Here is a 23,174-nt window from a genome sequence, read left to right as displayed (position 1 = left end):
CAGCGCCAGAAACAAACGAATTCTCCCCCGGCAAAACTTGCATAAAACTCATGAATTACCGTCGTCTGACCCCGTCCATGTCGCTGCTGCTCGTGTTCGAGGCGGCCGCCCGGCACGAGAGCTATACCCGCGCGGCCGATGAGCTGTCGCTCAGCCAGAGCGCGATCAGCCGGCAGGTCCAGACGCTCGAGGATCAACTCGGCGTGCCGCTGTTCCGGCGCGAGGGCCGCTCCGTGAAGCTGACGGAGGTCGGGCGCCGCTACTTCATCGAGCTGAGCGGCGCACTGGGGCGCATTCGCGGCGCGACGCTGCAGGCCATGTCGCACCACGCCGGGGCCGGCACGCTGCGGCTGGCCACGTTGCCGACCTTCGGCTCGAAATGGCTGCTGCCGCACCTGCACGACTTCTATGCCGCGCACCCGGGCGTGACCGTGCACCTGCATTCGCGGATCGGCGGCATCGACTTCCATACCGACGATCTCGACGCGGCCATCACCGTCGGCGCGGGCGACTGGCCCGGCCTGCACGCACACCGGCTGTACAACGAATTCCTGATCGCGATCGCGAGCCCGGACGCGGACGGCAGCCGCGAGGCCGACCCGCACGCGCCGGCGTGGGCGGCCGGCCAAACGCTGCTCGGGGTGACGAGCAATCAGCATGCGTGGGCGGAATGGTTCTCGCATTTCGGGCTCGATCATCGCGAGATGCGGATCGGCCCGAGCTTCGAGCTGACGTCGCACCTGATCCAGGCCGTGCGCGCGGGGATGGGGATCGGCCTCGTACCGAAGGTGCTGGTGGAAGACGAGCTGAGCCGCCGCGAGCTCGTGTCGGTCGGCGACGCGATCACGAGCCAGCGCAGCTACTACCTCGTGTATCCGCCGGAAAACGACACGTTGCCGTCGCTGGCGGCGTTCAGGGAATGGTTGCTGAAGTCGTGCTGAGTATCGACAGCGGGCAGCGCCGCCGCGCGCTCATGCCCGCCATTCGTCGAGAATCTGCTCGGCGAGGTAATCGCACGGCGGGCGCGCCGAGTGCGCGCTGCGCGCCAGCACGACTTCGAGCTCGCCCAGCGGCGGCAGCCCTTCGTTCTGCGACAGCTGGACGAGATGCGCGGGAATGCTGCACCGCGCGAGCGGCGCGACCGCGAGGCCGGCCTCGACCATGCTCAACAGACCGAGAAAGCTCGGGCTTTCGTACGACATCCGGTACGGGATGTTCTGCCGGTTCAGCGCCTTGACCGCGTGGTCGCGCGCCATGCTGCCGCCGTGCGTGAAGAACGCGACCGGCAACGGCCGCTCCTCCCACACGTTGCGTTTCGCCGAGCCCGTCCACACGATCGGCTCGAGCCGAACCCGTTCGCCGGTCACGCCCTTGATGCGCGTGAGGCAGGCGAGGTCGACGGTGTTGTCCTTGAGCATCGGCACGAGCGCGCTGCTCGGCTGGCCGATCACGCGCACTTCCACGCGCGGATGCATCGCGGCGAATTTCCCCAGCACCTGCGGCAGCAGCGACGAGATGTAGTCGTCGGGCACGCCGATCGTCACGCGGCCGCTGATCTCCGGGCGCACGACCGACGCCCACGCCTCGTCGCGCATCGCCAGCATCCGGCGGCCGTATTCGGTGAGCATGCGGCCGTCGTCGGTGGCCGTGACGTTGCGCGTGTCGCGGATGAACAGCGGCTTGCCGAGCGCGTCTTCCAGCGCCTTGATCTGCATGCTCACCGCCGACGGCGAACGGTGCACGGCTTGCGCGCCCTGCGCGAACGAACCGGACTCCGTCACGGCCACCACCATCGCCAGCACATCGAGGTCGAGCTTTTTCATTTTCTTCAGAAAATCTGAGCAATTGATTCAGTTTATCCCGTTTTACTGTGCACCTCCACGGTCGGACAATGCATGTCATCGACGCTCATCGCAGGAAACGGCAACCATGCATACCTCCGGCTCGCTTTACGGATTTCTGGTCATCGGCGGGATGCTCGCGGTCACGCCGGGGCCGAACATGGTCTACGTGATGTCGCGCTCGATCGCGCAGGGGCGCACCGCCGGGCTGATTTCGCTGGCGGGCGTGATGGTGGGCTACCTGTTCTACATGTTCGGCGCGGCGTTCGGGATCACCACGCTGTTCCTGAGCGTGCCGTACGCGGGCACCGTGCTCGGCGTGGTCGGCGCCGCGTATCTGCTGTACCTCGCGTGGCAGGCGGTGCGCCCCGGCGGCCGTTCGCCGTTCGAGGTCAAGACGCTACCCAGCGAGCAGCCGCTGCGGCTGCTCGCGATGGGTGCGACCACCAGCGTGCTGAATCCGAAGCTCGCAATGCTGTTCGTGTCGCTGCTGCCGCAGTTCATCGACTACCGGCAAGGCAGCGTGTTCGGCCAGTCGCTCTTTCTCGGCTCGCTGCTGATCGCCGCGTTCGCGTCGGCCAACGGGATGGTCGCGATCTGCTCGAGCGGCATCGCGAAATTCCTGCATGGGCGTCCGACGCTGCTGCTGGCGCAGCGCTGGGCGATGGGGATGGTGCTGGGCGGCCTCGGCGTCGAGATGCTTGTCGATGCATCGCGGATGGCGGGCGTGGCGTGATGGGCGCGGCGGGTACGCCGCGGTATGCGGCAGCGCTCGGATGACGTAACACGCGGGCTGCGCCGCCCGTCGCGCAGCAGTGCTTCATCACGGCCGGCGACACCCGTCGCCGGCCCCGATGTTCATCCGGTCACGCAACCGTGCGCCGTCGCATCGGATTCCGAACCGTCACGCATCACGCGGCCACCGCCTGCTGCTGCGCCTCGAGTTCGCGCACGAGCGGCAGCACGCGCTTGCCGAAGTACTCGACTTCCTCGATGAAATGCAGGAAACCGGTCAGCACGAGATCGACGCCGATCGCCTTCAGCGCGACGATCCGCTCGGCGATCTGTTGCGGCGTGCCGATCAGGTTCGTGCGGAACCCGTCGTTGTACTGCACCAGATCCTCGAACGTGGATTTCGCCCAGTTGCCCTCGCCTTCCGGCGACGCGCTGCCCGCCTGCTTCACCGCATCGCCGAACGCATGCACGGCCTCGACGTGCGCGTGCCGGATGATGTCGTCGAGCACGGCGCGCGCCTCTTCCTCGGTGTCGCGCGCGATCACGAACGCGTTGACGCCGATCCGCACGCGATGGTTGTTTGCCGCCGCCTTCGCGCGAATGTCGTCGATCTGCGCCTTCAGGTTCTCCGGCGTGTTGCCGTTCGTGAAGTACCAGTCCGACACGCTCGCCGCGTTGTCGCGCGCGGCGCGCGAGCTGCCGCCCTGGAAGATCTCCGGATGCGGCTTCTGCACGGGCTTCGGGCTCAGCGTGTAATCGTTGAAGCGGTAGAAGTCGCCCTTGAACGTGAAGTTGTCCTGCGTCCAGATGCCCTTGAGCGCCTGGATGAATTCCTTCGAGCGCCGATAGCGCTCGTCGTGTTCGAGCCACGGCTCGCCGATCGCGGTGAACTCGCCCTTGAACCAGCCGCTCACGACGTTGATCGCGATGCGTCCGTTCGAAATATGGTCGATCGTCGCGAGCTGCTTCGCGACCACCGCCGGATGCCACGGCCCCGGCAGGATCGCGGCGAGCACCTTGAGCTTCGTCGTCGCATGCAGCAACGCCTGGCTGAACGACACCGACTCGTGCTGGTATTCCGCGCCGTAGCCGGCCGTGAAGCGGATCTGGCTCAGCGCATAGTCGAAGCCGGCCGCCTCGGCCGTGCGCGCGAGCGTCTGGTTGTATTCGAGGCTCCAGTCGGTACGCTGCTCGATGGTGCTGACGACGAGTCCGCCGCTGACGTTCGGCACCCAGTACGCGAATTTGACGCCGTCGGCCGAAGGTTCTTGAATGCTCATGAAAATGTCCTGATCGAAGGGGAAAACGAAGGGCGTCAGGCCGCGACGGCCGACAGCGCACGCGGGCGCAGTTGCGGCACCGCGCGGTCCACCGCAAGCGCGATGCGCGCGCGCAGGGCCGGGTTCGCGATCTCGTAGCCGTCGAAATCGCTTTCGGACGCATACACGCCGATCGGCAGCGTGCGCGCCTGGAAGAAGCTGAACAGCGGCCGGAGCTGATGATCGATCACGAGCGCATGACGCTCGCTGCCGCCGGTGGCCGCGAGCAGCACCGGCACATCGATCAGCGACGCGTGATGCACGAGGTCGAACAGGTGCTTGAAGATGCCCGTGTACGACGCGCGATACACGGGGCTCGCGACGACGAGCGCATCGGCTGTCTCGATCGCGCGAATCAGCGCTTCGAGATCCGGCGGTACCTGCGCGCGCTTCAGCGCGCCGGCCAGCCGGTTGCCGATCTCGCCGAGTTCGATCCGTTGCGTGTCGATCGGCAGTGCGTCGCCGAGCGCGCCGACGATTGCGTCGGTCAGCGCCAGCGTGCGGGACGGCCGTTGCAGGCCGCCCGATATGGCGACTACGTTGATTGTGTTGCTCATTCCATGCGTTCCCGTCGTCGAGCCGCGCGTCGCCGCGCCAATACCGCTTCGGGTTTGCAAGGACCATGCCATTTTCGATGCGTTCAGCAATGCAAAGTAATCTGCACCACGAATCTTCCGTCAGTCGCCCGTCTGGCGGGGCGCCCGTGGCAAATACACAGCTGCGGCAAGCGTTCCCGACAGCGCGTCACATGGATATTCCGCAGCGCGATGAACCGGAGCAAACAGCACTGCTGATGCGATGCTGCTCAAGCAGCAGCCGTGCCGTGCGGCTTGTCCGATCGTGACGGCGGCCCCGTCCCGCATCGAACGCGATGACGTCGCATCCGCCGTCATCGCGCCGCCCTCCGGCGTCGCCGCACGCTGCGCAGCAATCCCGCTTTGGTTATCAGAAATTGATGTTTCCCGCGCGCCGCAAAACGCTGAACACTCTGCTGATCAGGCAGCAACCGAAACGCGCCGCCCGTCGGCGCGCGTCCGCTCCGTTCGACCGATCGATGCCTTCATCGCCATGACATCCCCTATTGCCTCGTCGCGCCCGGTCAGTCTTCATGTCGTCGCTGCGTCCGCGGACGAACGGCGCGCGCCGGCGCGCGGCTCCGCGGCCGAGCACGTCGCGCCCGTCCTTGCCTTGCCCGAACGCCAGGCAGCGGCCCGCGCGCACGTGTTCGTCGATCCGCGTTCGCTCGCGTTGCTCGAACGCGTCCGGCTCGTCGCACCGAGCGACGCGAACGTCCTGATCGCCGGCGAGACCGGCACCGGCAAGGAACTGATCGCGCGCCGCGTTCACGACCTCAGCCGCCGCGGCGACGGCCCGTTCGTCGCCGTGAACTGCGGCGCGCTGTCCGACACGCTCGTCGACAGCGAACTGTTCGGTCACGAGAAAGGGGCGTTTACGGGCGCGCTCTGCGCGAAGCCGGGCTGGTTCGAGGCCGCGAACGGCGGCACGTTGTTTCTCGACGAGATCGGCGATCTGCCGCTGTCGATGCAGGTGAAGCTGCTGCGCGTGTTGCAGGAGCGTGAAGTCGTGCGGCTCGGCTCGCGCACCGGCACGCCGGTCGACGTGCGCGTGGTGGCCGCGACCAACGTCGATCTGCGGCAGGCCGTCGCGGACGGACGGTTTCGCGGCGACCTGTTCTACCGGCTCAATGTCGTGCAGCTCGACGTGCCGACGTTGCGCGAACGGCCGGCCGACATCCTGCCGCTCGCACGCCACTTCGTCGACGACTACCGCGGCCGCCTCGGCCACGGGCCGCGCAGCATCGACCCGCGCGCGGCGCGCAGGCTCGAAGCGCATGCGTGGCCCGGCAATATCCGCGAGCTGGAGAACGTGATTCATCACGCGCTGCTGGTGAGCCGCCACGACACGCTGCAGGAAACCGACCTGAACCTGGCGTCGTCATGCGCACCGGTGGCGACCGCGCGCGGGACGGCGCCGGCGAACCCGGTGCCGGCCGAGGCAGCGCTCGAACAGGCGCTGCGCGCGCTGTTCGACGAGGAACACGCGCACCTGTTCGAACGGATCGAGGACACCGTGATGCGCGTCGCGTTCGACTTCAGTCACCGCAACCAGATTCAGGCCGCGCGACTGCTCGGCATCAGCCGCAATGTGTTGCGGGCGCGGTTGATTCGCGCGAAGGCGATCGCGGCGATCAAGTAACCAGGCGTGCGCGCCGGGATTCGCTTCCGCTGTCGCCTGAAACCAATCGCGAAAACAAAGCCCGTCCCGCACGATGCGACGCGCGTTCGGCGGCAAGCAGCCGGCCCCGACGCTCGCCGCACCATGCACGACTATTTCACGACGCCGCCCAACGCTCCACCGAGCAGCGACGTCACCGGCGCAAGCGGATTCGCCGAAGCACCCGATCCCGCACCGCCCGCCACACCGCCCAGCGTGCCGGTCACCGTCGACACGAGACTCGTCACCGGCGCAAGCGGGCTCGCCGCGCCGGCGGTGCCGCCGAGCGCGCCGGTCACCGAACCGAGCGGTGTCGACCCAAGCCCCGAGAGCAGGCCGCCGAGCGGCCCGGACGCACCCGCATTGCTCCCCGCGCCGGGCGCCGAACCGTTCCTCACGGTCGTCACCGACGCGCCCGCGACGCTCACGATCAAACCGGGAATCGGCGCGACGCCGTTCAGGCCGTTGGCGTTGAACAGTCCGGCCGCGTTGCTCACGGTATTGCCGAGTGCGCCGACGAGCCCGCCCGCCGTGCCGATGAACGGGCTCGCCGGGCCGAGCGCCGGTTGCGCCGCAACGGTCCCCGCGCGCCAGCCCGCCGTCGACAGCGCACCGCCGACCTGCCCGAGCAGGTCGGCCACCGGTTGCCCGAGGCCGGTCGCCGTGCCGATCTGCTGGGTGGCCTGCCCGGCCGTGAGGACGAGCGGTGTCACGATCGCGCTGAGCGGTTGCGTGACCGGGTACACGGCATTCGACGACAGCGTCGCGCCGACCGCGCCGAGGCCGCCGGCCACCGTATCGAGCACCGCGCCGACGGGCGTCGTGACCGGCGCGAGCGGCGCCAGCGGCCCCGTGCCCAGTGCCCGGACGGTTTGCGCGAGCCCCGTGACCGGATTCGCGGTCGCGCCGACGACATTGCCGACGCTCGCGAGTGTCGTGCCGACCGGATCGGCCGTCGTGCCGATCCGCCCGAGCCCGTCGCTGAGCGCATCGGCGGTCGCGCGCGTGATCGTGTTGATGCTGGAAATCGTGTCGCCGGCGCTGCGCGTCGCGGCATTGCCGAGTCCGGGCAGCGTCACGCCGCCGACGGTCGAGCCGACGGCGATCGCGAGCTGGCCGGCCGTGCTGATGACCCCCTTCGTGCCGGGTGAACCGCTGGTGCCGAAGCCGCCGTCATCGGTCATGCCGGGGCCGGGCGGCTTGTTGTCGGTGACGCTCGTGCTGCCGGTACCGGCCGCCGGCGCGGTCACGTCGCTGCCGCCACAAGCGCTCAGCACGCCAGCGGCGGCCAGCAACGCTGCGGGCGTGAAAATGCGGAATCGGTACATGATGGTCTCCTCGCGGTCCGGGCGATGGCATGTTCTGAACAGGACCGGAGGACAATCAGCACTTTCCATGCCATTGCGACGCGCGAACCGGCATCTCGACCGTCTGGCAAGCCTCCGCGCATGCGCACGGGTGCTCTCCCGTCGTTCGAGCGGCGTTTTTCGCCCCCATGAGCGGCGCGGTTTTCGTTACATTCGTGCTACGAATGTCCGGATGTTACGTAACGCCGACAGTGCGGCGGGCCGTTTCCGGGTCATGCCGCCTGCCATTCACAGTCCGTCGCGCGGCCGCGCCGCCGGCCGCCGTCCCACCGTCAGGAAAACCGCTGCCATGAAAAAGCTTGTGAACCGCCCGTCCGATGTCGTGCGCGAAATGCTGGAAGGCATCGCGCGGCAGTCGCCGCATCTCGCGATCCTCGGCGACGAGCACGTGCTCGTCCGCCAGCCGCTGCCCGAGCCGGCGCAGCGCCCCGTCGCGATCTTGTCCGGCGGCGGCAGCGGCCACGAGCCCGCGCACGGCGGCTATGTCGGCGAAGGCATGCTGAGCGCGGCCGTCTGCGGCGAAGTCTTCACGTCGCCGTCGACCGACGCGGTGCTGGCCGCGATCCGCGCGAGCGCCGGCCCGAACGGCGCGCTGCTCGTCGTGAAGAACTACACCGGCGACCGCCTCAATTTCGGGCTGGCCGCCGAACTCGCGCGCGCGGAGGGCATTCCGGTCGAGACGGTGATCGTCGCCGACGACGTATCGCTGCGCGGCCGCGTCGAGCGCGGGCAGCGACGCGGAATCGCCGGCACCGTGCTGATCCACAAGCTGGCCGGCGCGGCTGCCGCGCGCGGGCTGTCGCTGGCCCGCGTCGCGGCGATCGCGCGCGACGCGGCGGCCGACCTCGGCACGATGGGCGTCGCGCTCGACGGCTGCACGATTCCCGGCACCGACAAGGCGGGTTTCAGCCTCGCCGATCACGAGATCGAGCTCGGCCTCGGCATCCACGGCGAGAAAGGCATCGAACGCACCGCGCTGCAGCCCGCCGACGCACTCGTCGACACGCTGCTGTCGAGCATCGTCGCCGATCTCGTGCTCGATCGCGACGAACGCGTCGCACTGCTCGTCAACGGCCTCGGCGCGACGCCCGACATGGAACTGGCGATCGTGCTTCGCGCCGCGCACGACAACCTGAGCCGGCGCGGCATCACCGTCGCACGCGCATGGGCCGGCACGTTCCTGTCGGCGCTGAACATGCCCGGCTGTTCGATCTCGTTGCTGCGGCTGAACGAAGAGCGGGCCGCGCTGCTCGACGCGCCGACGCAGGCGCGCGCATGGCCGGGCGGCGGCGCGGTCAACACGCGGATTCGCATGGCCGCGACCGCCGTGCACGAGCAGCCGCTGCCGCCGCTCGACGCGGCGGGCCGCGCGTGGGCGGCGCGGCTGCAACCGGCGCTGCAGGCGGTCGCACAGGCGTTGATCGACCACGAAGCGACGCTGACCGAACTCGATACGGCCGCCGGCGACGGCGATCTCGGCGCGAGCATGCAGCGCGCCGCGCAGGCGATCCTCGACTTGCCGGAAGCCGCATACGGCACGCCGGCCGGTACGCTCGCGGCGCTCGGCACAGCGTTGCGCCGCGCGATCGCGGGCAGCTCCGGGCCGTTCTATGCCACCGCGCTGCTGCGCGCGTCACGGCGTCTCGGCGAGGCCTCCGACGTCGCCGCGCCGTCCGCGCGCGACTGGGCCGCGGCGTTCCGCAACGCGGTGGATGCGATCAGCGAACTGGGCGGCGCGCACGCCGGCGACCGCACGATGCTCGATGCGCTGGTGCCGGCCGCCGCCGCGTTCGACCGCGCGCTCGACAGCGATCTCGATCACGCCAGCGCGTGGGCGGCGGCCGTCGAAGCCGCGGAACACGGCGCGCAGCAAACGGCCGGCATGACGCCGCGCGCGGGCCGGGCGAGCTATCTCGGCGAGCGTGCGATCGGCACGCCGGACGGCGGCGCGGTCGCGGTCGCGTACTGGCTGCGCGCGTTGCTGCCGCACGTGCGCTAGGCAGCACGTCACGGCGGCGCCGGATCGAACCGGCGTCGCCGCATCACTTCCGTGTCGCGCGCGATACCGACCGGCGCGACCGCCTACATCGCACGCGCGACCTCCGCCGTCGTGCGCGCGCGCTTCGCCGGATGCGTCTCCGGCATCCGCCAGTACACGATCAGCGAAATCGCCGCGCAGGCCGCGACGTACCAGAAGAACATCGACTCGTTGCCGCCCGCCTTCAGCCGCAGCGCGACGAACTCGGTCGTGCCGCCGAGGATCGCCGTCGTCAGCGCATAAGGCAGCCCGACCGCCAGCGCGCGGATCTGCGGCGGAAACAGCTCGGCCTTCACGAGCATGTGCACCGACGTGAATCCGCTCAGCACGACGAGCCCCGCGAACACCAGCGCGAACGCGGCAAGCGGCTCGTGCACGTGGCCGAGCGCCGTGAAGATCGGCACCGACAGCAGCGCGCCGCCGATCCCGAACCACAGCAGCACGGGCCGGCGCCCGACGAGATCCGACACGAGGCCGAACAGCGGCTGCAGCGGCATGTACAGCAGCAGCGCGATCGTGCAGATCCAGGTCGCCGTTTCCTTTTGCAGTCCGACGGAATTGACGAGGTATTTCTGCATGTAGATGGTGTACGTATAGAACGCGACGGTGCCGCCGATCGTGATGCCGATCGCGAGCAGCAGTTCGCGCCAGTGGGCCGCGAGATCGGCCGACACGCGCGTCTTCGCCGCACGCGCGCGGCTCGCGATGAACGCATCGCTCTCGACGACGTTGCGGCGCATGTAGAGCGCGAACAGCGCGAGCACGCCGCCGACGAAGAACGGAATCCGCCAGCCCCAGCGCTCGATGTCGTGCGTGCCGGCGAAGATCTGCTGCATCGCGAGCATCAGGCCGAGCGCGACGAGCTGGCCGGCGACCACGCTCACCTGCAGGAAGCCGACGTAGAAACCGCGCCGGTTCGGCGGCGCGATCTCGCTCAGGTAGGTCGCGCTGGTGCCGTATTCGCCGCCCATGCTGAGCCCCTGCAGCAGCCGCGCGGCGACCAGCAACGCCGGCGCGAGCACGCCGATCGTCGCGTAGCCGGGCGTGACGGCGATCAGCATCGAGCCCGCGCACATCGCGAGCACGGATTTCGTCAGTGCGGCCTTGCGCCCGCGCCGGTCCGCATAGAGCCCGACGAGCCAGCTGCCCGCCGGCCGCGCGACATAGCCGACCGCCGCGATCGCCGCCGTGTTCATCAGCTGCACGGTCGGCCGGTCGGCGGGAAAGAACGACGGCGCGAAATAGATCGAGAAGAGGCTGTACGCAAGGAAGTCGTACCACTCGATCAGGTTGCCGGCCAGTCCGCCGACGATCGAGCCGATGCGCGGCGGCGCGCCGGCCGCTCCGGGTGAGGAAGGTGTCACGGTCGTCTCCTGTTGATCGTGTGTCGGACGCTGCGATGCGATGTGGCGAAGGGCGGCGGAGGGCGGCCGGCAGCCACCCATCGCCGCTTCGCCGCGAACGCTAACGCTTACGCCTGCTCGGCCGCGTAGCGCGCGTCGAGCGTATCGAAGCGCGCCTTGTCGACGAGCCGCTGCCGTTCGGCGAACGGCGCGACGAGCGTCGGATCCTCGTCGAGCCGGCCCGTCGCGCGCAGCGTCGTCAGCGCGGCCTGCATGCCGTGCACCGCGCCCTGCAGCGCCGCGTTCGCATACAGCACCGCGCCGTAGCCGAGCCCGGCAAGCGCATCGCGCGAGCGGGTCGGCGTCTTGCCGCCGATCACGATGTTGATCAGTTGCGGCGTCTCGAACAGCGCAGGCAGCCGTTCGACGTCCTCCGGCGCTTCCATCGCCTCGATGAACAGCACGTCGGCGCCGGCCGCGGCATAGCGGTGCGCGCGCTCGATCGCGTCGTCGATGCCGTGCACGGCGGCCGCATCGGTGCGCGCGACGATCAGCAGGTTCGGATCGACGCGCGCATCCACGGCCGCCTTCAGCTTGCCGACCATTTCCGCGGCGGAGATCACTTCCTTGCCCGCGAAGTGGCCGCACTTCTTCGGCAGCACCTGATCCTCGAGCTGGATCGCATCCGCGCCGCTGCGCTCGAGCGTGCGTACCGTGTGCAGCACGTTCAGCGCATTGCCGAAGCCCGTGTCGGCATCGACCATCAGCGGCAGGTCGACCGCGTCGCGCACGCGCGCCGTGTGCTCGGCCAGCTCGCCGAGCCCGACGAAGCCGAGATCCGGCAGCCCGAGCGACATGTTGGTGACGCCCGCGCCGCTCAGGTACAGCGCACCGAAGCCGACATCGGCTGCGATGCGCGCGCTCAGCGCATTGAACGTGCCGGCGATGAGCAGCCCCTGGCGGGCGGCGATGCTGCGCCGGAATGCGGCGCGACGAACGGCGGTGTGATTGGTCATGCGGTCCTCACTGGTCGAAACGAAAAAGCGTGCGTGGCGAGTCGCGCAGCACGCGCATGCGCTCGCCGGTATCGGGCAGCCAGCGCGCGAGCGCCGCGTAAGCGGCATCGAAGTCGACGCGCTCGCGATGCTGCGTGTGCGGCCAGTCGCTGCCCCACACGAGCCGCTCGGCCGTGAATGCGGTGCGCAGCGCACGCGCGGCATCGCGTGCGTCGAGCGTGCCGTCGCCGCTCACGCTGTTGCGATATGCGGCCGACAGCTTGACCCACACGCGGCCGGTATCCGCGAGCGACAGCAGCTCGCGAAAGCCCGGCGCGCGCGCGCCGAGCGCGGGCGACGGACGGCCGAAATGGTCGATCACCAGCGTGCACGACTGCGCGAGCAGCGGCGCGGCGATCGCGCGCAGATCCTCGATGCCGCGATGGATCTCGACATGCCAGCCGAGCGCGTTGATGCGGGCGAACAGCGCACGCCATGCGCGCGCCCCGAAATCCGGGATCGGCAGCCCGACGAGGTTCAGCCGCATGCCGACCACGCCCGCCCCGTTGAGCGCGTCGAGATCGTGGTCGGAAATCGCCGGGTCGACCATCGCGACGCCGCGAAAGCGGCGCGGGAAGCGCCGCAGCACGTCGACGAAGAACGCATTGTCGGTGCCGAGAAAGCTCGGCTGCACCAGCACCGCGTGCGTGATGCCGTGCGCCGCAAGATGCGCGACGTAGGTGTCGAGTGATGCGTCGTAGTCGGGCGCATGACGCACGACCGGTGCAAGCGGCAGGCCGCGTGCGAACACGTGCGCATGCGCATCGACGGCGGCCACGGCGGGATCCGCGGCGTACCATGCGTCGACCGTCGGTGCGGTGCTGACCTGTTCGGCGAAGTGCTTCACGGCTCGATCCATGATGAGTCTGCAAGAAGCGCCCGACCGATGCGGCGGCCGGCGCGATTGAGTGATGAAACGACGCGACGCAGCAATGTCGCCAGGCGACGCAGCGTGAGGAAAACGTCCGAAAGCGCGGCGACCGCTACAGCGACGCCCCGGCGCGCGGGCGGCCCTCGGCATCGACGTCGCTGCTCGCCGCCGTGTCGACCGGCCGGCGTCCGCGCGTTTCCGGCAGGAACCACACCGCGATCACGACCAGCCCGTACGCGATGCCCGCGTCGATGCCGAGCGCCGTGCCGAGCGGCAGCGATTCGCCCATGCGTCCGACCAGCACCGGGAAACCGGCCGATACGATGCGGCCGAAGTTGTAGCAAAAGCCGACGCCGCGCCCGCGCACGTTGCGCGGATACAGTTCGTTGAACAGCGTGCCGAGCGTCGCCGGGATGCCGGCCGAGAACAGGCCGAGCGGAAAGCCGAGCAGCAGCATCGCGATGTCGTTCAGCGGCAGGAACACGTACAGGTTCACCGTCACCGCGCAACACACGGCGAACAGCATCACGTTGCGGCGCCGCCCGATCCGGTCCTGCAGATACGCGCTGACGAAGCAGCCGCAGATGAACGCGACGATCACGACCGCCAGATACGCGCCCGTGCCGAGCACCGACAGGTGCCGTTCGGTCTTCAGGTAGGTCGGCAGCCAGACCGTGATCGCGTGATAGCCGCCGTGCGCGCCGACGCCGATCAGGCCGCCGACCACCGTCGCACGCAGGACGGTCCGGTCGAAGATGCCGACCGTCGGCGTATCGTCGGCGCTCGCGCTCGCACTCGCCGACGCCGGCGTTGGTGCCGCACGCGGCGGTTCCGGAATCGCGCGGCGGATATACAGCACCAGCAGCGCGGGCAGCGCACCGATCGCGAAGAGCACGCGCCATGCCCACGCCTGCGGCAGCCACGCGAACACGATGATGTACAGCAGCACCGCCGCGCCCCAGCCGAAGCCCCACGCACTCTGCACGATCCCCATCGCCTTGCCGCGATGGCGCGCGCCCACCGTCTCCGCCAGCAGCACCGCGCCCGCGGTCCATTCGCCGCCGAAGCCGAGCCCCTGCAGCGCCTTCAGCACCAGCAGCTGTTCGAAGTTCTGCGCGAACGCGCTCAGGAACGTGAACGCGGAGAACCAGCAGACGGTGATCTGCAACGCGCGCACGCGGCCGTAGCGGTCGGCGATCGCGCCGGCCAGCAGGCCGCCGAGCGCCCCCGCCACCAGCGTCGCGCCGCCGATCAGGCCGGCCTGGCCCTTGCCGATGCTCCAGGTCGCCAGCAGCGCCGGGATCACGAGGCTGAACATCTGGGTGTCGAGGCCGTCGAGCGCCCAGCCCGCGAAGCAGCCGCGCAGCGTGCGCCGTTCGGTCGTCGATAGTTCGCGCGTCCAGTTCAACGCAGGTCTCCTCGTGTCGCAGCCGTTGCGCCGCATCCTTGCGCGGCCGGGGTCGCCGCCGTCATCGGCAGCGCGTCTCGATGTGCATCCTATGAATCATTGAGATAATTCGCTACCATGTTTCGAATAATTATTCATAACGTTAGCTTATGGAAATCAGGCACGTCCGCTACTTCCTCGCGATCGCGGACTCCGGCAGCTTCACGCGCGCGGCCAGCGAGCTCGGCATCGCGCAGCCGGCCCTCAGCCAGGCGCTGAACCGGATGGAGAAGGAACTGGGGGTCCGGCTGTTCGACCGGTCCCGGCGCGGTGCGACCCTGACGCCCGCCGGGCTCGCGATGGTCGACGACCTGCGCCTGAGCGTCGCGCGGCTCGACGCGGCCGCGCACCGGGCCGGCGAGATCGGCGCGCAGCGCGCCGGGCGGCTGACGATCGGGTTCGTCAGCGCCGCGCTGTTCGATACGCTGCCGCGCGCGATCCGTGCGCTGCGTGAAAGCGCGCCCGACGTCGAACTCGTGATGCGCGAGATGAGCAACGCCGAACAGGCGATCGCGCTCGAGCGCGGCGAGATCGACATCGGGCTGCTGCATACGCCGGTTGCGGTCAACGGCCGGATGCGCGAGAAACTGATCCGGCACGACCCGCTCGTCGCCGTGCTGCCGAAGGATTTTCCGCGCCAGCACGACGGCACCGTGACGCTCGCCGATCTCGCCGCGGCCGGACTCGTATGGTTTCCTCACGATCAACTGCCGCTGATCCGTGCGGGCATCCTGAGCGCGTTCCGCCAGGCCGGCCATCCGGTGGACATCGTGCTCGACGTGAACCGCACGCTGACCGTGGTCGCGTGCGTGGCCGCCGGCTGCGGCGTATCGCTGCTGCCGCGCTCGATCCACGCGTTCGCGTTCGACGGCGTCGCCTACAGCCCCGTGCGCGACGGCGGCGCACTGCCGAACTTCGAGCTGAGCGCGATCTGGCCCGCACGATCGCGGCCGACGCTCGCGGACCGCTTCGCCGCGCTGCTGCCGTCCGCCGACGTGCGTGCGTGACGGTCGCTCCCGGACACCCGCCACGCCGTCGAACCGCCCGCCGCGGCACGGGAAAACCCCGATCCCCACATCGTCCTATGACATCGGGCATCGCTAATTGGCGGGATTACTTTGATCCTCGTCGGCGCCCGCCCGGGCGCATGCTGATAGCGAGGATCCCTCATGCGATACGTGCCATCGTGGACTTCCGTTTCTGCCGCCGCGTCCGTTCCGGACGAGGCGGCCTCACCCGGCGACGCGCCGCATAGTTTGCCGCGGGTCGCGATCGCGGCCGCCGCCCTCGGCAATGCGAGAAAGATGCCGTGCGCCGCGCCGTTCGTGATCAGCAGCGATTCGGGATGCACCGGCATGTTCAGCGACGCGAGCCACGCGGCACCGGCCTCCCGATGCGCGTCCAGGCCGGCGATCGGCCGGAACGAGCGGATCCACGGCTGGTCGTCCGCGCCGGCCAGCGCCGCGCAGACGGCGCGCCACGCGGCATCGTGCTCGGGCGTGTGCACGATGCGCGCGATCGAGAAATCGACCAGCTCGCGCTCGGCCGTATCGAGCATGTAGTTCGACATCGATTCGGTCACGCGCGCGGCCACGAAGCTGCCGCGCCCGACCTCGCAACGGATCAGGCCCTGCCTTTCAAGTTCCTTGTAGGCATTGGTGACGGTCTGCACGCTGACGCCGAGGCTCGCCGCGACGTCGCGCTGCGGCGCAAGCCGCGCGCCCGGCGCGAGGGCGCCGCTGTCGATGTCGGCGGCGATCGCCTTCACGAGCCGCTTGTATTTCGACTCGATGCCGTGCACCGCGCCGATCGCGTCGTGCCAGCGCGCCGATACCTCGGTCCGTCCCATCTCGATGTCTCCGTCGTTGCTTCCGCATGGTCGCTCAGAAAGACACCCTGAAAATATTGTCCTAGTGCAATCGTGCGCGGAAAGCAGGATGGTGCGGCGCGTCGGGCGCGGCCGGGGCACGATCGGCCGGTGTTCCGCCCGGGTTCGCTGCGCCGACACCCTGACGCCCCGGCGCACGGCACCGGCCGCCGGCCGCGCTGGCGCGGTGCATCACAACGGGGCAGCCGCCCCCAACCTTACAGCTTGACCCTCCCCGGCACCCGGCCTAAATTGCTCGTTGCAGGTCGGCAGCCCGGCGTACCGCGTGACATCCCGGTGACAAGAAAACGATAGTTTGCTATCGAATAATTTTGCCCCTATCATCTCGCCCATGACCAATCTGCACGACCTTCGCCTCGCCGTCAGCAGCCTGCTCGTGCTCACTGCCCGCAAGTGGCGCCGCACGAGCGACGACGTGCTGACCGCCTACAACGTGTCCGAGGCCTGCGCGACGCCGCTGCTGATCGCCGGCCGCCTCGGCGAAAGCGTGCGCCAGGGCACGCTCGCCGAACACGTCGGCATCGAGGGGCCGTCGCTCGTGCGCCTGCTCGACCAGCTGTGCGCGGCCGGTCTCGCGCGCCGCGACGAGGATCCGCACGATCGCCGCGCGAAAACGATCTCGCTCACCGCCGCCGGCCGCGCGGTCACCACCCGGATGGAAGAAGACCTGCGCGTGCTGCGCGCCCAGGTGCTCAAGGGCATTACGCGCGCCGATCTCGAAGCGACGCTGCGCGTGCTCGACGCATTCAACACGGCCGATACGCACCATCCGGCATCGCGCCCGCCCCACCCTGCCGATTCCGCGTCATGACCTATCCGAGCCTTCGCGACTGGCTGTTCTCGGGCAAGACGTTCGCCGCGTCGATGCTGGCGCTGTACCTCGGCCTGTATTTCCAGCTGCCGCGCCCGTACTGGGCGATGGCGAGCGTCTATATCGTGTCGAACCCGTTCGTCGGCGCGACCCGCTCGAAGGCGCTGTATCGCGCGCTCGGCACCGCGCTTGGCGCGGCCGCCGCGATCCTGTTCGTGCCGCCGTTCGTCGAGACGCCGCTCCTGTTCAGCATCATCGTCGCGACGTGGTGCGGCACGCTGCTCTACCTCGCGATCTCCGACCGCACCGCGCGCAGCTACGTGTTCATGCTCGCCGGCTATACGATGCCGCTCGTCGCACTGCCGACCGTCACCGATCCGTCGACGATCTTCGACGTCGCGATCGCGCGGACCGAGGAAATCGTGCTCGGCATCGTGTGCGCGAGCGTGGTCGGCAGCGCCGTGTTCCCGAACCGGCTCGCGCCGGCGCTGATCGAGCGCACCGACGCGTGGTTCCGGGACGCCGCGTTCTACGGCCGCGAAACGCTGTCCGGGCATCTCGCCGGCAAGGCGCTGTCCGCATGCCGGCAACGCCTCGCCGCGACCATCACGGGCCTCGAATTCCTGCTGAGCCAGCTCAGCTACGACCACGCGCACCCGCGCGTGCTGGCCCGCGCGCAGGCGCTCGCGGGCCGGATGCAGCTGTTCCTGCCGCTGATGTCGTCGCTCGCCGATCCGCTGATCGCGCTGATGCGCGACCTGCACGTGCGCCCCGCCGCGCTCGACGCGCTGCTCGCCGACGCCGCGAAGTGGTTCGACGCGCCGCTGCCGGCCGTCACCGCCGGTGCCGGCGGCGAGATGACCGACGATCCGGTCGCGGACAACCTGCGCGCGCGCATCGCGTCGCTGCAGCCGCCCGACACCGCGCTGACGAGCTGGGACGGCGCGCTGCTGTCGAACGCGCTGTGGCGGCTGCGCCAGGTCATCGACATCTGGCAGGACTGCCGCTCGCTGCGCGCGCTGATCGCGAACGAGTCGGGCGTCTGGCAGCCGCGCTACCGGCACTGGCGGCTCGGCGGCACCGAGCGCTTCTTCGATCGCGGAATGATGCTGTTCTCGACGCTGACCGTGGTCGGCGCGATCGTGTTCGCGTGCTGGCTGTGGATCGAGTCCGGCTGGCACGACGGCGCGGGCGCCGTCACGCTCGTGGCCGTCGCCTGCAGCTTCTTCGCCGCGCTCGACGAGCCTGCGCCGCTGGTGTTCAAGTTCTTCCTCGCCACCGCCGCGAGCGTCGTGTTCGCGGGCCTGTACCTGTTCGCCGTGCTGCCGCACGTGCACGATTTCCCGATGCTCGTGCTGATGTTCGCGGGGCCGTTCATCCTGATCGGCACGCTGCTGCCGCGCCCGCAGTTCAACATGGTGACGATGCTCGTCGCGGTGAACACCGCCACCTTCATCAGCATCCAGGGTGCATACGAAGCCGACTTCTTCGTGTTCCTGAACAGCAACCTCGCGGGCGTCGCCGGGCTGTTGTTCGCGTATGTCTGGACCCGCGCGACGCGGCCGTTCGGCGCGGAACTCGCGGTGCGACGCCTGCTGCGCTCGGGCTGGGAAGACGTCGCGCGGTCCGCGTCGACACAGCCGCTCGACGACCAGCGCAACCACGCGTCGCGGATGCTCGATCGCGTCACCCAGCTGCTGCCGCGACTGGGCGCGTCCGACGATCATCGCCACCCGTCGATCGAGAGCTTCCGCGACCTGCGCATCGCGCTGAACGCGCTCGACCTGCGCCGCACGCGCCGCAAGCTGTCGGGCGACGTGCCCGACGCGATCGATCGCGTGCTGGCCGGCGTGACCGATCACTACACGCGCTGTGCGGCCGCGAACGCGCGCCAACCCGCGCCGCCGGCGCTGCTCGCGTCGATCGACGACGCGCTGCAGCGCGTGGCCGGCCGCAACCTGCCGGGCGCAGCCACGCCGGACGACGGCGCGACGCCGCAGCCGGCCACGCCGACCTCGCCGGCCGCGCATCGCTGGCTGCGCGACACGTTGCACGCGCTCGTCGGGCTGCGCCTGTCGCTGTATCCGGCCGCGTCCGCGCAGCCTCCGCACGCAGCGCCGGACGGAGCACGCGCATGATCCCGTTTTCCAACCTGTCTTTCCGACCGCGACCATGATCGGCGAAATCGACATCTTCGGCGTATTCGTGCCGGCTCCGCTCGTGCTGATGCTGATCGCCTATCTGATCAACATCGTCGTGCGCGCGGTGCTCGAACGCGTCGGCTTTTACCGCCTCGTCTGGCACCGTTCGATCTTCGACCTCGGCATCTACGTCTTCGTGTTTGCCGCAGTCGTGATCGTGTCTCACCATTTCGTGGCTACCTAATCGTGAAAAAAACCTGGCTCTCGGCAGGGCAGATCCTGCTCACCCTGATCGTCGTCGTCGTGGCTGCCCTCGTGCTGTGGCGAATCATCAACTACTACATGTTCTCGCCGTGGACCCGCGACGGGCATGTGCGCGCCGACGTGATCCAGGTCGCGCCCGACGTGTCCGGGCTGATCACCGGCGTGCAGGTCGTGGACAACCAGGAGGTCCGGCGCGGCCAGGTGCTGTTCGTGATCGACCAGGCGCGCTACACGCTCGCGGAACGGCTCGCCGAGGCGACGCTCGCGCAACGCACCGCGACGCTCGCGCAGGCCAAACGCGAATACGCGCGCAACCTGCAGCTCGGCAACCTCGTGGCAAGCGAGCAGGTCGAGGAAAGCCGCACGCGTGTCGAGCAGGGCGAAGCCGCCGTCGCCGACGCGCAGGTGTCGCTCGACACCGCGAAGCTGAACCTGCAGCGCACGACGATCGTGAGCCCCGTCGACGGCTACCTGAACGACCGCGCGCCGCGCGTCGGCGAATACGTGCCGGCCGGCCGCGCGGTGCTGTCGGTCGTCGACCGCAATTCGTTCCGCGTCGACGGCTACTTCGAGGAAACCAAGCTGCGCGGCATCCATATCGGCCAGCCCGTCGACATCGTCGTGATGGGCGAGCCGCATCCGCTGCGCGGCCACGTGCAGAGCATCGTCGCCGCGATCGAGGATCGCGACCGCACGCAGGGCGCGAACCTGCTGCCGAACGTGAACCCCGCGTTCAGCTGGGTGCGGCTCGCGCAGCGCGTGCCGGTGCGCGTCGCGCTCGACGAGGTGCCCGACGACTTCCGGATGATTGCCGGCCGCACCGCGACCGTCGCGATGCGCACCGACACGCGCGGTGACGACCACGCGAAGCCGGCCGCCGGCGCGTCGACCGCCGCGGCGGCGGCGTCGCCCGCGCCCGCCAGCGCAGCGGGGGCCTCGCAATGACGCGACACGGCCTGCGCCTCGCGGCGGCGCTCGCGCCGCTCGCGCTCGCACTCGGCGCGTGCAAATCCGTCGGCCCCGACTACACGCTGCCGCAGCAGGCGTACGTGAATGCGCCGCTCGCGAACCATGCGCTCGACGACGCGAACGGCACGCTCGTGTCGCGCGACGCGGTGCCCGGCAACTGGTGGCAGCTGTACGACGACCCCGTCCTCGACGATCTCGTGCGCAGCGCGCTGAAATCGAACACCGACCTGCGCGTCGCCGCGGCCAACCTCGCGCGCTCGCGTGCGGCGCTGGAAGTCGCGAACCAGCAGGGCGGCTTCTCCGGCAGCGCGGAAGCCGCCGTGCAGCGCGCGCAGGAATCGGCCGAGCAATATCTGCTCGAAAACAAGCTGCCGGTCGTCAACGAAGGCACGGTCGGCATCAGCGTGTCGTACGAGCTCGACCTGTTCGGCAAGCTGCGGCGCGGCGTCGAGGCCGCGCACGCGGACAGCGAGGCCGTCAAGGCGGCGGCCGACCTGGCGCGCATCACGGTCGTCGCCGATGTCGTGCGCGCGTACGTCGAATCGTGCTCCGCCGGCGACGAGCTCGCGATCGCGAAGCAGTCGCTCGCGCTGCAGCAGCAGCGCGTGACGCTGTCGCAGCGGCTGCGCGATGCCGGTCGCGGCAACCAGACCGACGTGACGCGCGGCGTCACGCAGGTGCGCACACTGGCCGCCGACATCCCGCGTTTCGAAGGCCGTCGCAAGATCGCGCAATACCAGCTCGCCGCGCTGCTCGCGCGTTCGCCCGCCGATCTGCCGAAGGCGGTCGCCGAATGCGAGCGCCTGCCGAAGCTGCGCCAGCCGATCCCGATCGGCGACGGTGCCGCACTGCTGCGCCGCCGCCCCGACGTGCGCGAAGCCGAGCGTCAGCTCGCCGCCGCGACCGCGCGTATCGGCGTCGCGACCGCCGCGCTGTACCCGTCGATCAGCATCGGCGCGTCGGCCGGGTCGGTCGGTATCGCCGGCGATCTCTTCTCGTCGACCACCAACCGCTGGTCGTTCGGACCGCTGATCAGCTGGTCGTTCCCGGTCAACGGCCAGCGTGCCCGCGTACAGGAAGCCGAAGCCGCGACGGGCGGTGCGCTCGCGCACTTCGACGGCGTCGTGCTGAACGCACTGCGCGAAACGCAGTCGAGCCTCGCGACCTACGCGGCCGACGTGCAGCGCACCGACGCGCTGCGCACGGCATACGAATCGGCGCGCAGTTCCGCCGACGAAACGCACCGGCTCTATACGGCCGGTCGCGAATCGTTCATCTCCGATCTCGATGCGACGCGCACGTTGACCGGCGTGCGCGCGCAGGTCGCCGCGGCCGAAGGGCACGTCGCCGCGGACCAGGTGCGGCTGTTCCTCTCGCTCGGTGGCGGGTGGGAAGGCGATACGGCGGCCGCTGCCGCGCCGCAAACGTCGGCGGCCGGCGCGCCGGTCGCCGCATCCGCCAGCGCCGAGTGATCGCCCGGCGCGGCGCCTGGAACCGCGTCTGCCGCCCGCGCACGTCAGCACGCTGACGCCCCGTCCCGCAGTGCAGCACGGCATGCGGGCGGTTGGCCGATTGGCCGCCGTCCCGCACGATCGTTCGTGATCTCGCATGTCCGGTATGTCGACGCCGGCGTCGCGCGTCGCAGCCGTTGCCGGTACACTCGTCCGCAGTTTCCGTCACTCGCTCGCCGCCCGCCGGGCGGCCCATTTCCCCGGAGAGTCATCATGCGAACCAGCGCCCGCAATCAATTCGTCGGCCAGATCGGCGCCGTCAAGCCCGGTGCCGTCAACGACGAAATCACGCTGCGCACCCAGGACGGCCTCGACATCGTCGCCGTGATCACGCACGGCAGCGCCGCATCGCTGGGCCTCGCGGCCGGCACGAAGGCGTTCGCGCTCGTGAAGGCGTCGTCGGTCATCGTGATGGTCGACGTCGACAGCAGCAAGGTATCGGCCCGCAACTGTGTCGCGGGCACCGTGTCGTCGGTCGCAAAAGGCGCGGTCAACTCGGAAGTCGTAATCAAGGCCGCGGGCGGCGCCGAAATCGTCGCGATCGTCACCAACGACAGCGTCGATCGCCTCGGCCTCGCGAGCGGCAAGGCCGCGTCCGCGATCTTCAAGGCGTCGAGCGTGATCGTCGGCGTCGAGTAAGTGTCCGACCCGGTTGCAATGACGCTCCGTCGTTCGTCGCGTCTTCGCGCGAACCATCGCACCCGTCGAACGTCCGGGCGCGCACGATGACGTCCGCGCTCGATCGCGCGCATGAACGCGCATTGCAATCGCTGCTCGCCGGGGCGGCCGACGCCGATTCCCCAGACGCGCATCTGTTTGGCGCACTCGTTGCGGCACGCGCGTGCCGCAACGAGCTCGCGCTGCTCGGCCTGTCTCCCGCTCAGTTGAGCGGCCTGCTTGCCCGCCAGTTTCCGCACCTGCCTCCCGCCGATGCATCGGCACTCGTGTCGGTCGACACCATCGCGCCGCAGCCTTCGTCGCATGCGCCATTCGTCACGACGCTGCACACGCTGCTGATGCGCGACGCGCATCCAGCCGTCGCGCACGACGATGCCGACTGCGTCGCCGCGATCATCGCGCATGCGTGCCTGCGCCCCGACCACCTGTGGCGCGATCTCGGCCTGGCCGGACGCGACGCGGTATCCGCGATGCTCGCCCGCTATTTCCCCGCGCTCGCCGCACGCAACGTCGCGAATCTGCGGTGGAAAAAATTCCTCGCACAGGAAGTGGCCGTATCGCTCGGCCTGCCGCCGGGGCCGGCACCCGGATGTCCGGGCTGCGAGGATTTCGGGTTCTGTTTTCCACGCGGAAAGTAGCCACGCGGGCGGCCTGCGCGACG

The 23,174-nt window shown here is 69.6% G+C and carries 20 protein-coding genes and 1 pseudogene; 12 read left to right on the top strand and 9 right to left on the bottom strand.

What is annotated here, in order from left to right; all coding sequences use genetic code 11:
* The first annotated feature begins 50 nt into the window (after nucleotides 1-50).
* Nucleotides 51-941, top strand: coding sequence for a LysR substrate-binding domain-containing protein (locus BX604_RS22350; protein WP_098553068.1), 891 nt, complete (start codon nucleotides 51-53; stop codon nucleotides 939-941).
* Nucleotides 942-971: 30 nt separating this feature from the next.
* Here the strand turns inward: BX604_RS22350 and BX604_RS22345 are convergent, their stop codons facing one another.
* Nucleotides 972-1,823, bottom strand: a complete 852-nt coding sequence (locus BX604_RS22345) for a LysR substrate-binding domain-containing protein (protein ID WP_098553067.1) — start codon at nucleotides 1,821-1,823, stop codon at nucleotides 972-974.
* Between the two features lie 106 nt (nucleotides 1,824-1,929).
* Between BX604_RS22345 and BX604_RS22340 the strand changes: the two genes are divergently transcribed.
* Nucleotides 1,930-2,577 carry a LysE family translocator gene (locus BX604_RS22340; protein ID WP_098553066.1) on the top strand — a complete coding sequence of 216 codons (648 nt, stop codon included), beginning with the start codon at nucleotides 1,930-1,932 and terminating at the stop codon, nucleotides 2,575-2,577.
* A gap of 175 nt (nucleotides 2,578-2,752) precedes the next feature.
* On the opposite strand, the gene sfnG is transcribed toward BX604_RS22340, so the two are convergent.
* Together sfnG and msuE are read right to left on the bottom strand one after the other, a co-directional pair.
* Complete coding sequence (sfnG, locus tag BX604_RS22335; protein ID WP_098553065.1) at nucleotides 2,753-3,856, bottom strand: dimethylsulfone monooxygenase SfnG; 1,104 nt, start codon at nucleotides 3,854-3,856, stop codon at nucleotides 2,753-2,755.
* Between the two features lie 35 nt (nucleotides 3,857-3,891).
* Nucleotides 3,892-4,452, bottom strand: a complete 561-nt coding sequence (gene msuE, locus BX604_RS22330; RefSeq protein ID WP_098553064.1) for an FMN reductase — start codon at nucleotides 4,450-4,452, stop codon at nucleotides 3,892-3,894.
* A gap of 511 nt (nucleotides 4,453-4,963) precedes the next feature.
* On the opposite strand from msuE, the gene BX604_RS22325 reads away from it, so the two are divergent.
* The gene (locus BX604_RS22325) at nucleotides 4,964-6,112 is read left to right on the top strand and encodes a sigma-54 interaction domain-containing protein (protein ID WP_098553063.1); all 1,149 of its coding nucleotides are present in this window, start codon (nucleotides 4,964-4,966) and stop codon (nucleotides 6,110-6,112) included.
* A 131-nt stretch (nucleotides 6,113-6,243) separates the two neighbouring features.
* On the opposite strand, the gene BX604_RS22320 is transcribed toward BX604_RS22325, so the two are convergent.
* The gene (locus tag BX604_RS22320; protein WP_098553062.1) at nucleotides 6,244-7,458 is read right to left on the bottom strand and encodes a collagen-like triple helix repeat-containing protein; all 1,215 of its coding nucleotides are present in this window, start codon (nucleotides 7,456-7,458) and stop codon (nucleotides 6,244-6,246) included.
* A 328-nt stretch (nucleotides 7,459-7,786) separates the two neighbouring features.
* Between BX604_RS22320 and BX604_RS22315 the strand changes: the two genes are divergently transcribed.
* The gene (locus tag BX604_RS22315; protein ID WP_098553061.1) at nucleotides 7,787-9,496 is read left to right on the top strand and encodes a dihydroxyacetone kinase family protein; all 1,710 of its coding nucleotides are present in this window, start codon (nucleotides 7,787-7,789) and stop codon (nucleotides 9,494-9,496) included.
* An 83-nt stretch (nucleotides 9,497-9,579) separates the two neighbouring features.
* Here BX604_RS22315 and BX604_RS22310 read toward each other — a convergent pair whose 3' ends face one another.
* From BX604_RS22310 to BX604_RS22295, 4 genes are all read right to left on the bottom strand, one after another.
* On the bottom strand, nucleotides 9,580-10,899 hold the full coding sequence (locus BX604_RS22310; RefSeq protein ID WP_098553970.1) for an MFS transporter: 1,320 nt from the start codon (nucleotides 10,897-10,899) through the stop codon (nucleotides 9,580-9,582).
* Between the two features lie 107 nt (nucleotides 10,900-11,006).
* Complete coding sequence (locus BX604_RS22305; protein WP_098553060.1) at nucleotides 11,007-11,894, bottom strand: isocitrate lyase/PEP mutase family protein; 888 nt, start codon at nucleotides 11,892-11,894, stop codon at nucleotides 11,007-11,009.
* Nucleotides 11,895-11,901: 7 nt separating this feature from the next.
* The gene (locus BX604_RS22300; protein WP_098553059.1) at nucleotides 11,902-12,792 is read right to left on the bottom strand and encodes an amidohydrolase family protein; all 891 of its coding nucleotides are present in this window, start codon (nucleotides 12,790-12,792) and stop codon (nucleotides 11,902-11,904) included.
* Nucleotides 12,793-12,916: 124 nt separating this feature from the next.
* Nucleotides 12,917-14,248: an MFS transporter gene (locus BX604_RS22295; protein WP_257146391.1), complete on the bottom strand. Its 1,332-nt coding sequence runs from the start codon at nucleotides 14,246-14,248 to the stop codon at nucleotides 12,917-12,919.
* 113 nt (nucleotides 14,249-14,361) lie between these two features.
* Here BX604_RS22295 and BX604_RS22290 point away from each other — a divergent pair, with 113 nt between their 5' ends.
* A complete protein-coding gene (locus BX604_RS22290; RefSeq protein WP_098553057.1) occupies nucleotides 14,362-15,258 on the top strand; it encodes a LysR family transcriptional regulator in 897 nt (298 codons plus the stop codon).
* A gap of 284 nt (nucleotides 15,259-15,542) precedes the next feature.
* Here the strand turns inward: BX604_RS22290 and BX604_RS22285 are convergent.
* Nucleotides 15,543-16,100 (bottom strand): annotated as a pseudogene (locus BX604_RS22285) (GntR family transcriptional regulator); the annotation flags it as partial.
* A 370-nt stretch (nucleotides 16,101-16,470) separates the two neighbouring features.
* On the opposite strand from BX604_RS22285, the gene BX604_RS22280 reads away from it, so the two are divergent.
* The 7 genes from BX604_RS22280 to BX604_RS22250 all read left to right on the top strand — a co-directional run bounded on the left by BX604_RS22280 (nucleotide 16,471) and on the right by BX604_RS22250 (nucleotide 23,151).
* A complete protein-coding gene (locus tag BX604_RS22280; RefSeq protein ID WP_098553056.1) occupies nucleotides 16,471-16,950 on the top strand; it encodes a MarR family winged helix-turn-helix transcriptional regulator in 480 nt (159 codons plus the stop codon).
* A complete protein-coding gene (locus tag BX604_RS22275) occupies nucleotides 16,947-19,088 on the top strand; it encodes an FUSC family protein (protein ID WP_098553055.1) in 2,142 nt (713 codons plus the stop codon). Before BX604_RS22280 ends, BX604_RS22275 begins: the two co-directional genes overlap by 4 nt.
* Nucleotides 19,089-19,122: 34 nt before the next feature.
* Nucleotides 19,123-19,335, top strand: coding sequence for a DUF1656 domain-containing protein (locus BX604_RS22270; RefSeq protein ID WP_098553054.1), 213 nt, complete (start codon nucleotides 19,123-19,125; stop codon nucleotides 19,333-19,335).
* Between the two features lie 2 nt (nucleotides 19,336-19,337).
* Nucleotides 19,338-20,300 carry an efflux RND transporter periplasmic adaptor subunit gene (locus BX604_RS22265; protein WP_098553053.1) on the top strand — a complete coding sequence of 321 codons (963 nt, stop codon included), beginning with the start codon at nucleotides 19,338-19,340 and terminating at the stop codon, nucleotides 20,298-20,300.
* A complete protein-coding gene (locus BX604_RS22260) occupies nucleotides 20,297-21,796 on the top strand; it encodes an efflux transporter outer membrane subunit (RefSeq protein ID WP_098553052.1) in 1,500 nt (499 codons plus the stop codon). The genes BX604_RS22265 and BX604_RS22260 overlap by 4 nt, the downstream gene beginning before the upstream one ends.
* Before the next feature lie 252 nt (nucleotides 21,797-22,048).
* Nucleotides 22,049-22,474 (top strand): TOBE domain-containing protein, encoded by a 426-nt coding sequence (locus BX604_RS22255; RefSeq protein WP_098553051.1) that lies wholly within the window; start codon nucleotides 22,049-22,051, stop codon nucleotides 22,472-22,474.
* Between the two features lie 86 nt (nucleotides 22,475-22,560).
* Nucleotides 22,561-23,151 carry a nitrogen fixation protein NifQ gene (locus BX604_RS22250; RefSeq protein WP_098553050.1) on the top strand — a complete coding sequence of 197 codons (591 nt, stop codon included), beginning with the start codon at nucleotides 22,561-22,563 and terminating at the stop codon, nucleotides 23,149-23,151.
* The last annotated feature ends 23 nt before the right edge of the window (nucleotides 23,152-23,174 follow it).

The sequence above is a fragment of the Burkholderia sp. JKS000303 genome, from assembly GCF_002563755.1.
Taxonomy (GTDB): domain Bacteria; phylum Pseudomonadota; class Gammaproteobacteria; order Burkholderiales; family Burkholderiaceae; genus Burkholderia; species Burkholderia anthina_B.
Note: the sequence above shows the minus strand (reverse complement) of the source record. Positions and strands in the feature narration are given on the sequence as shown.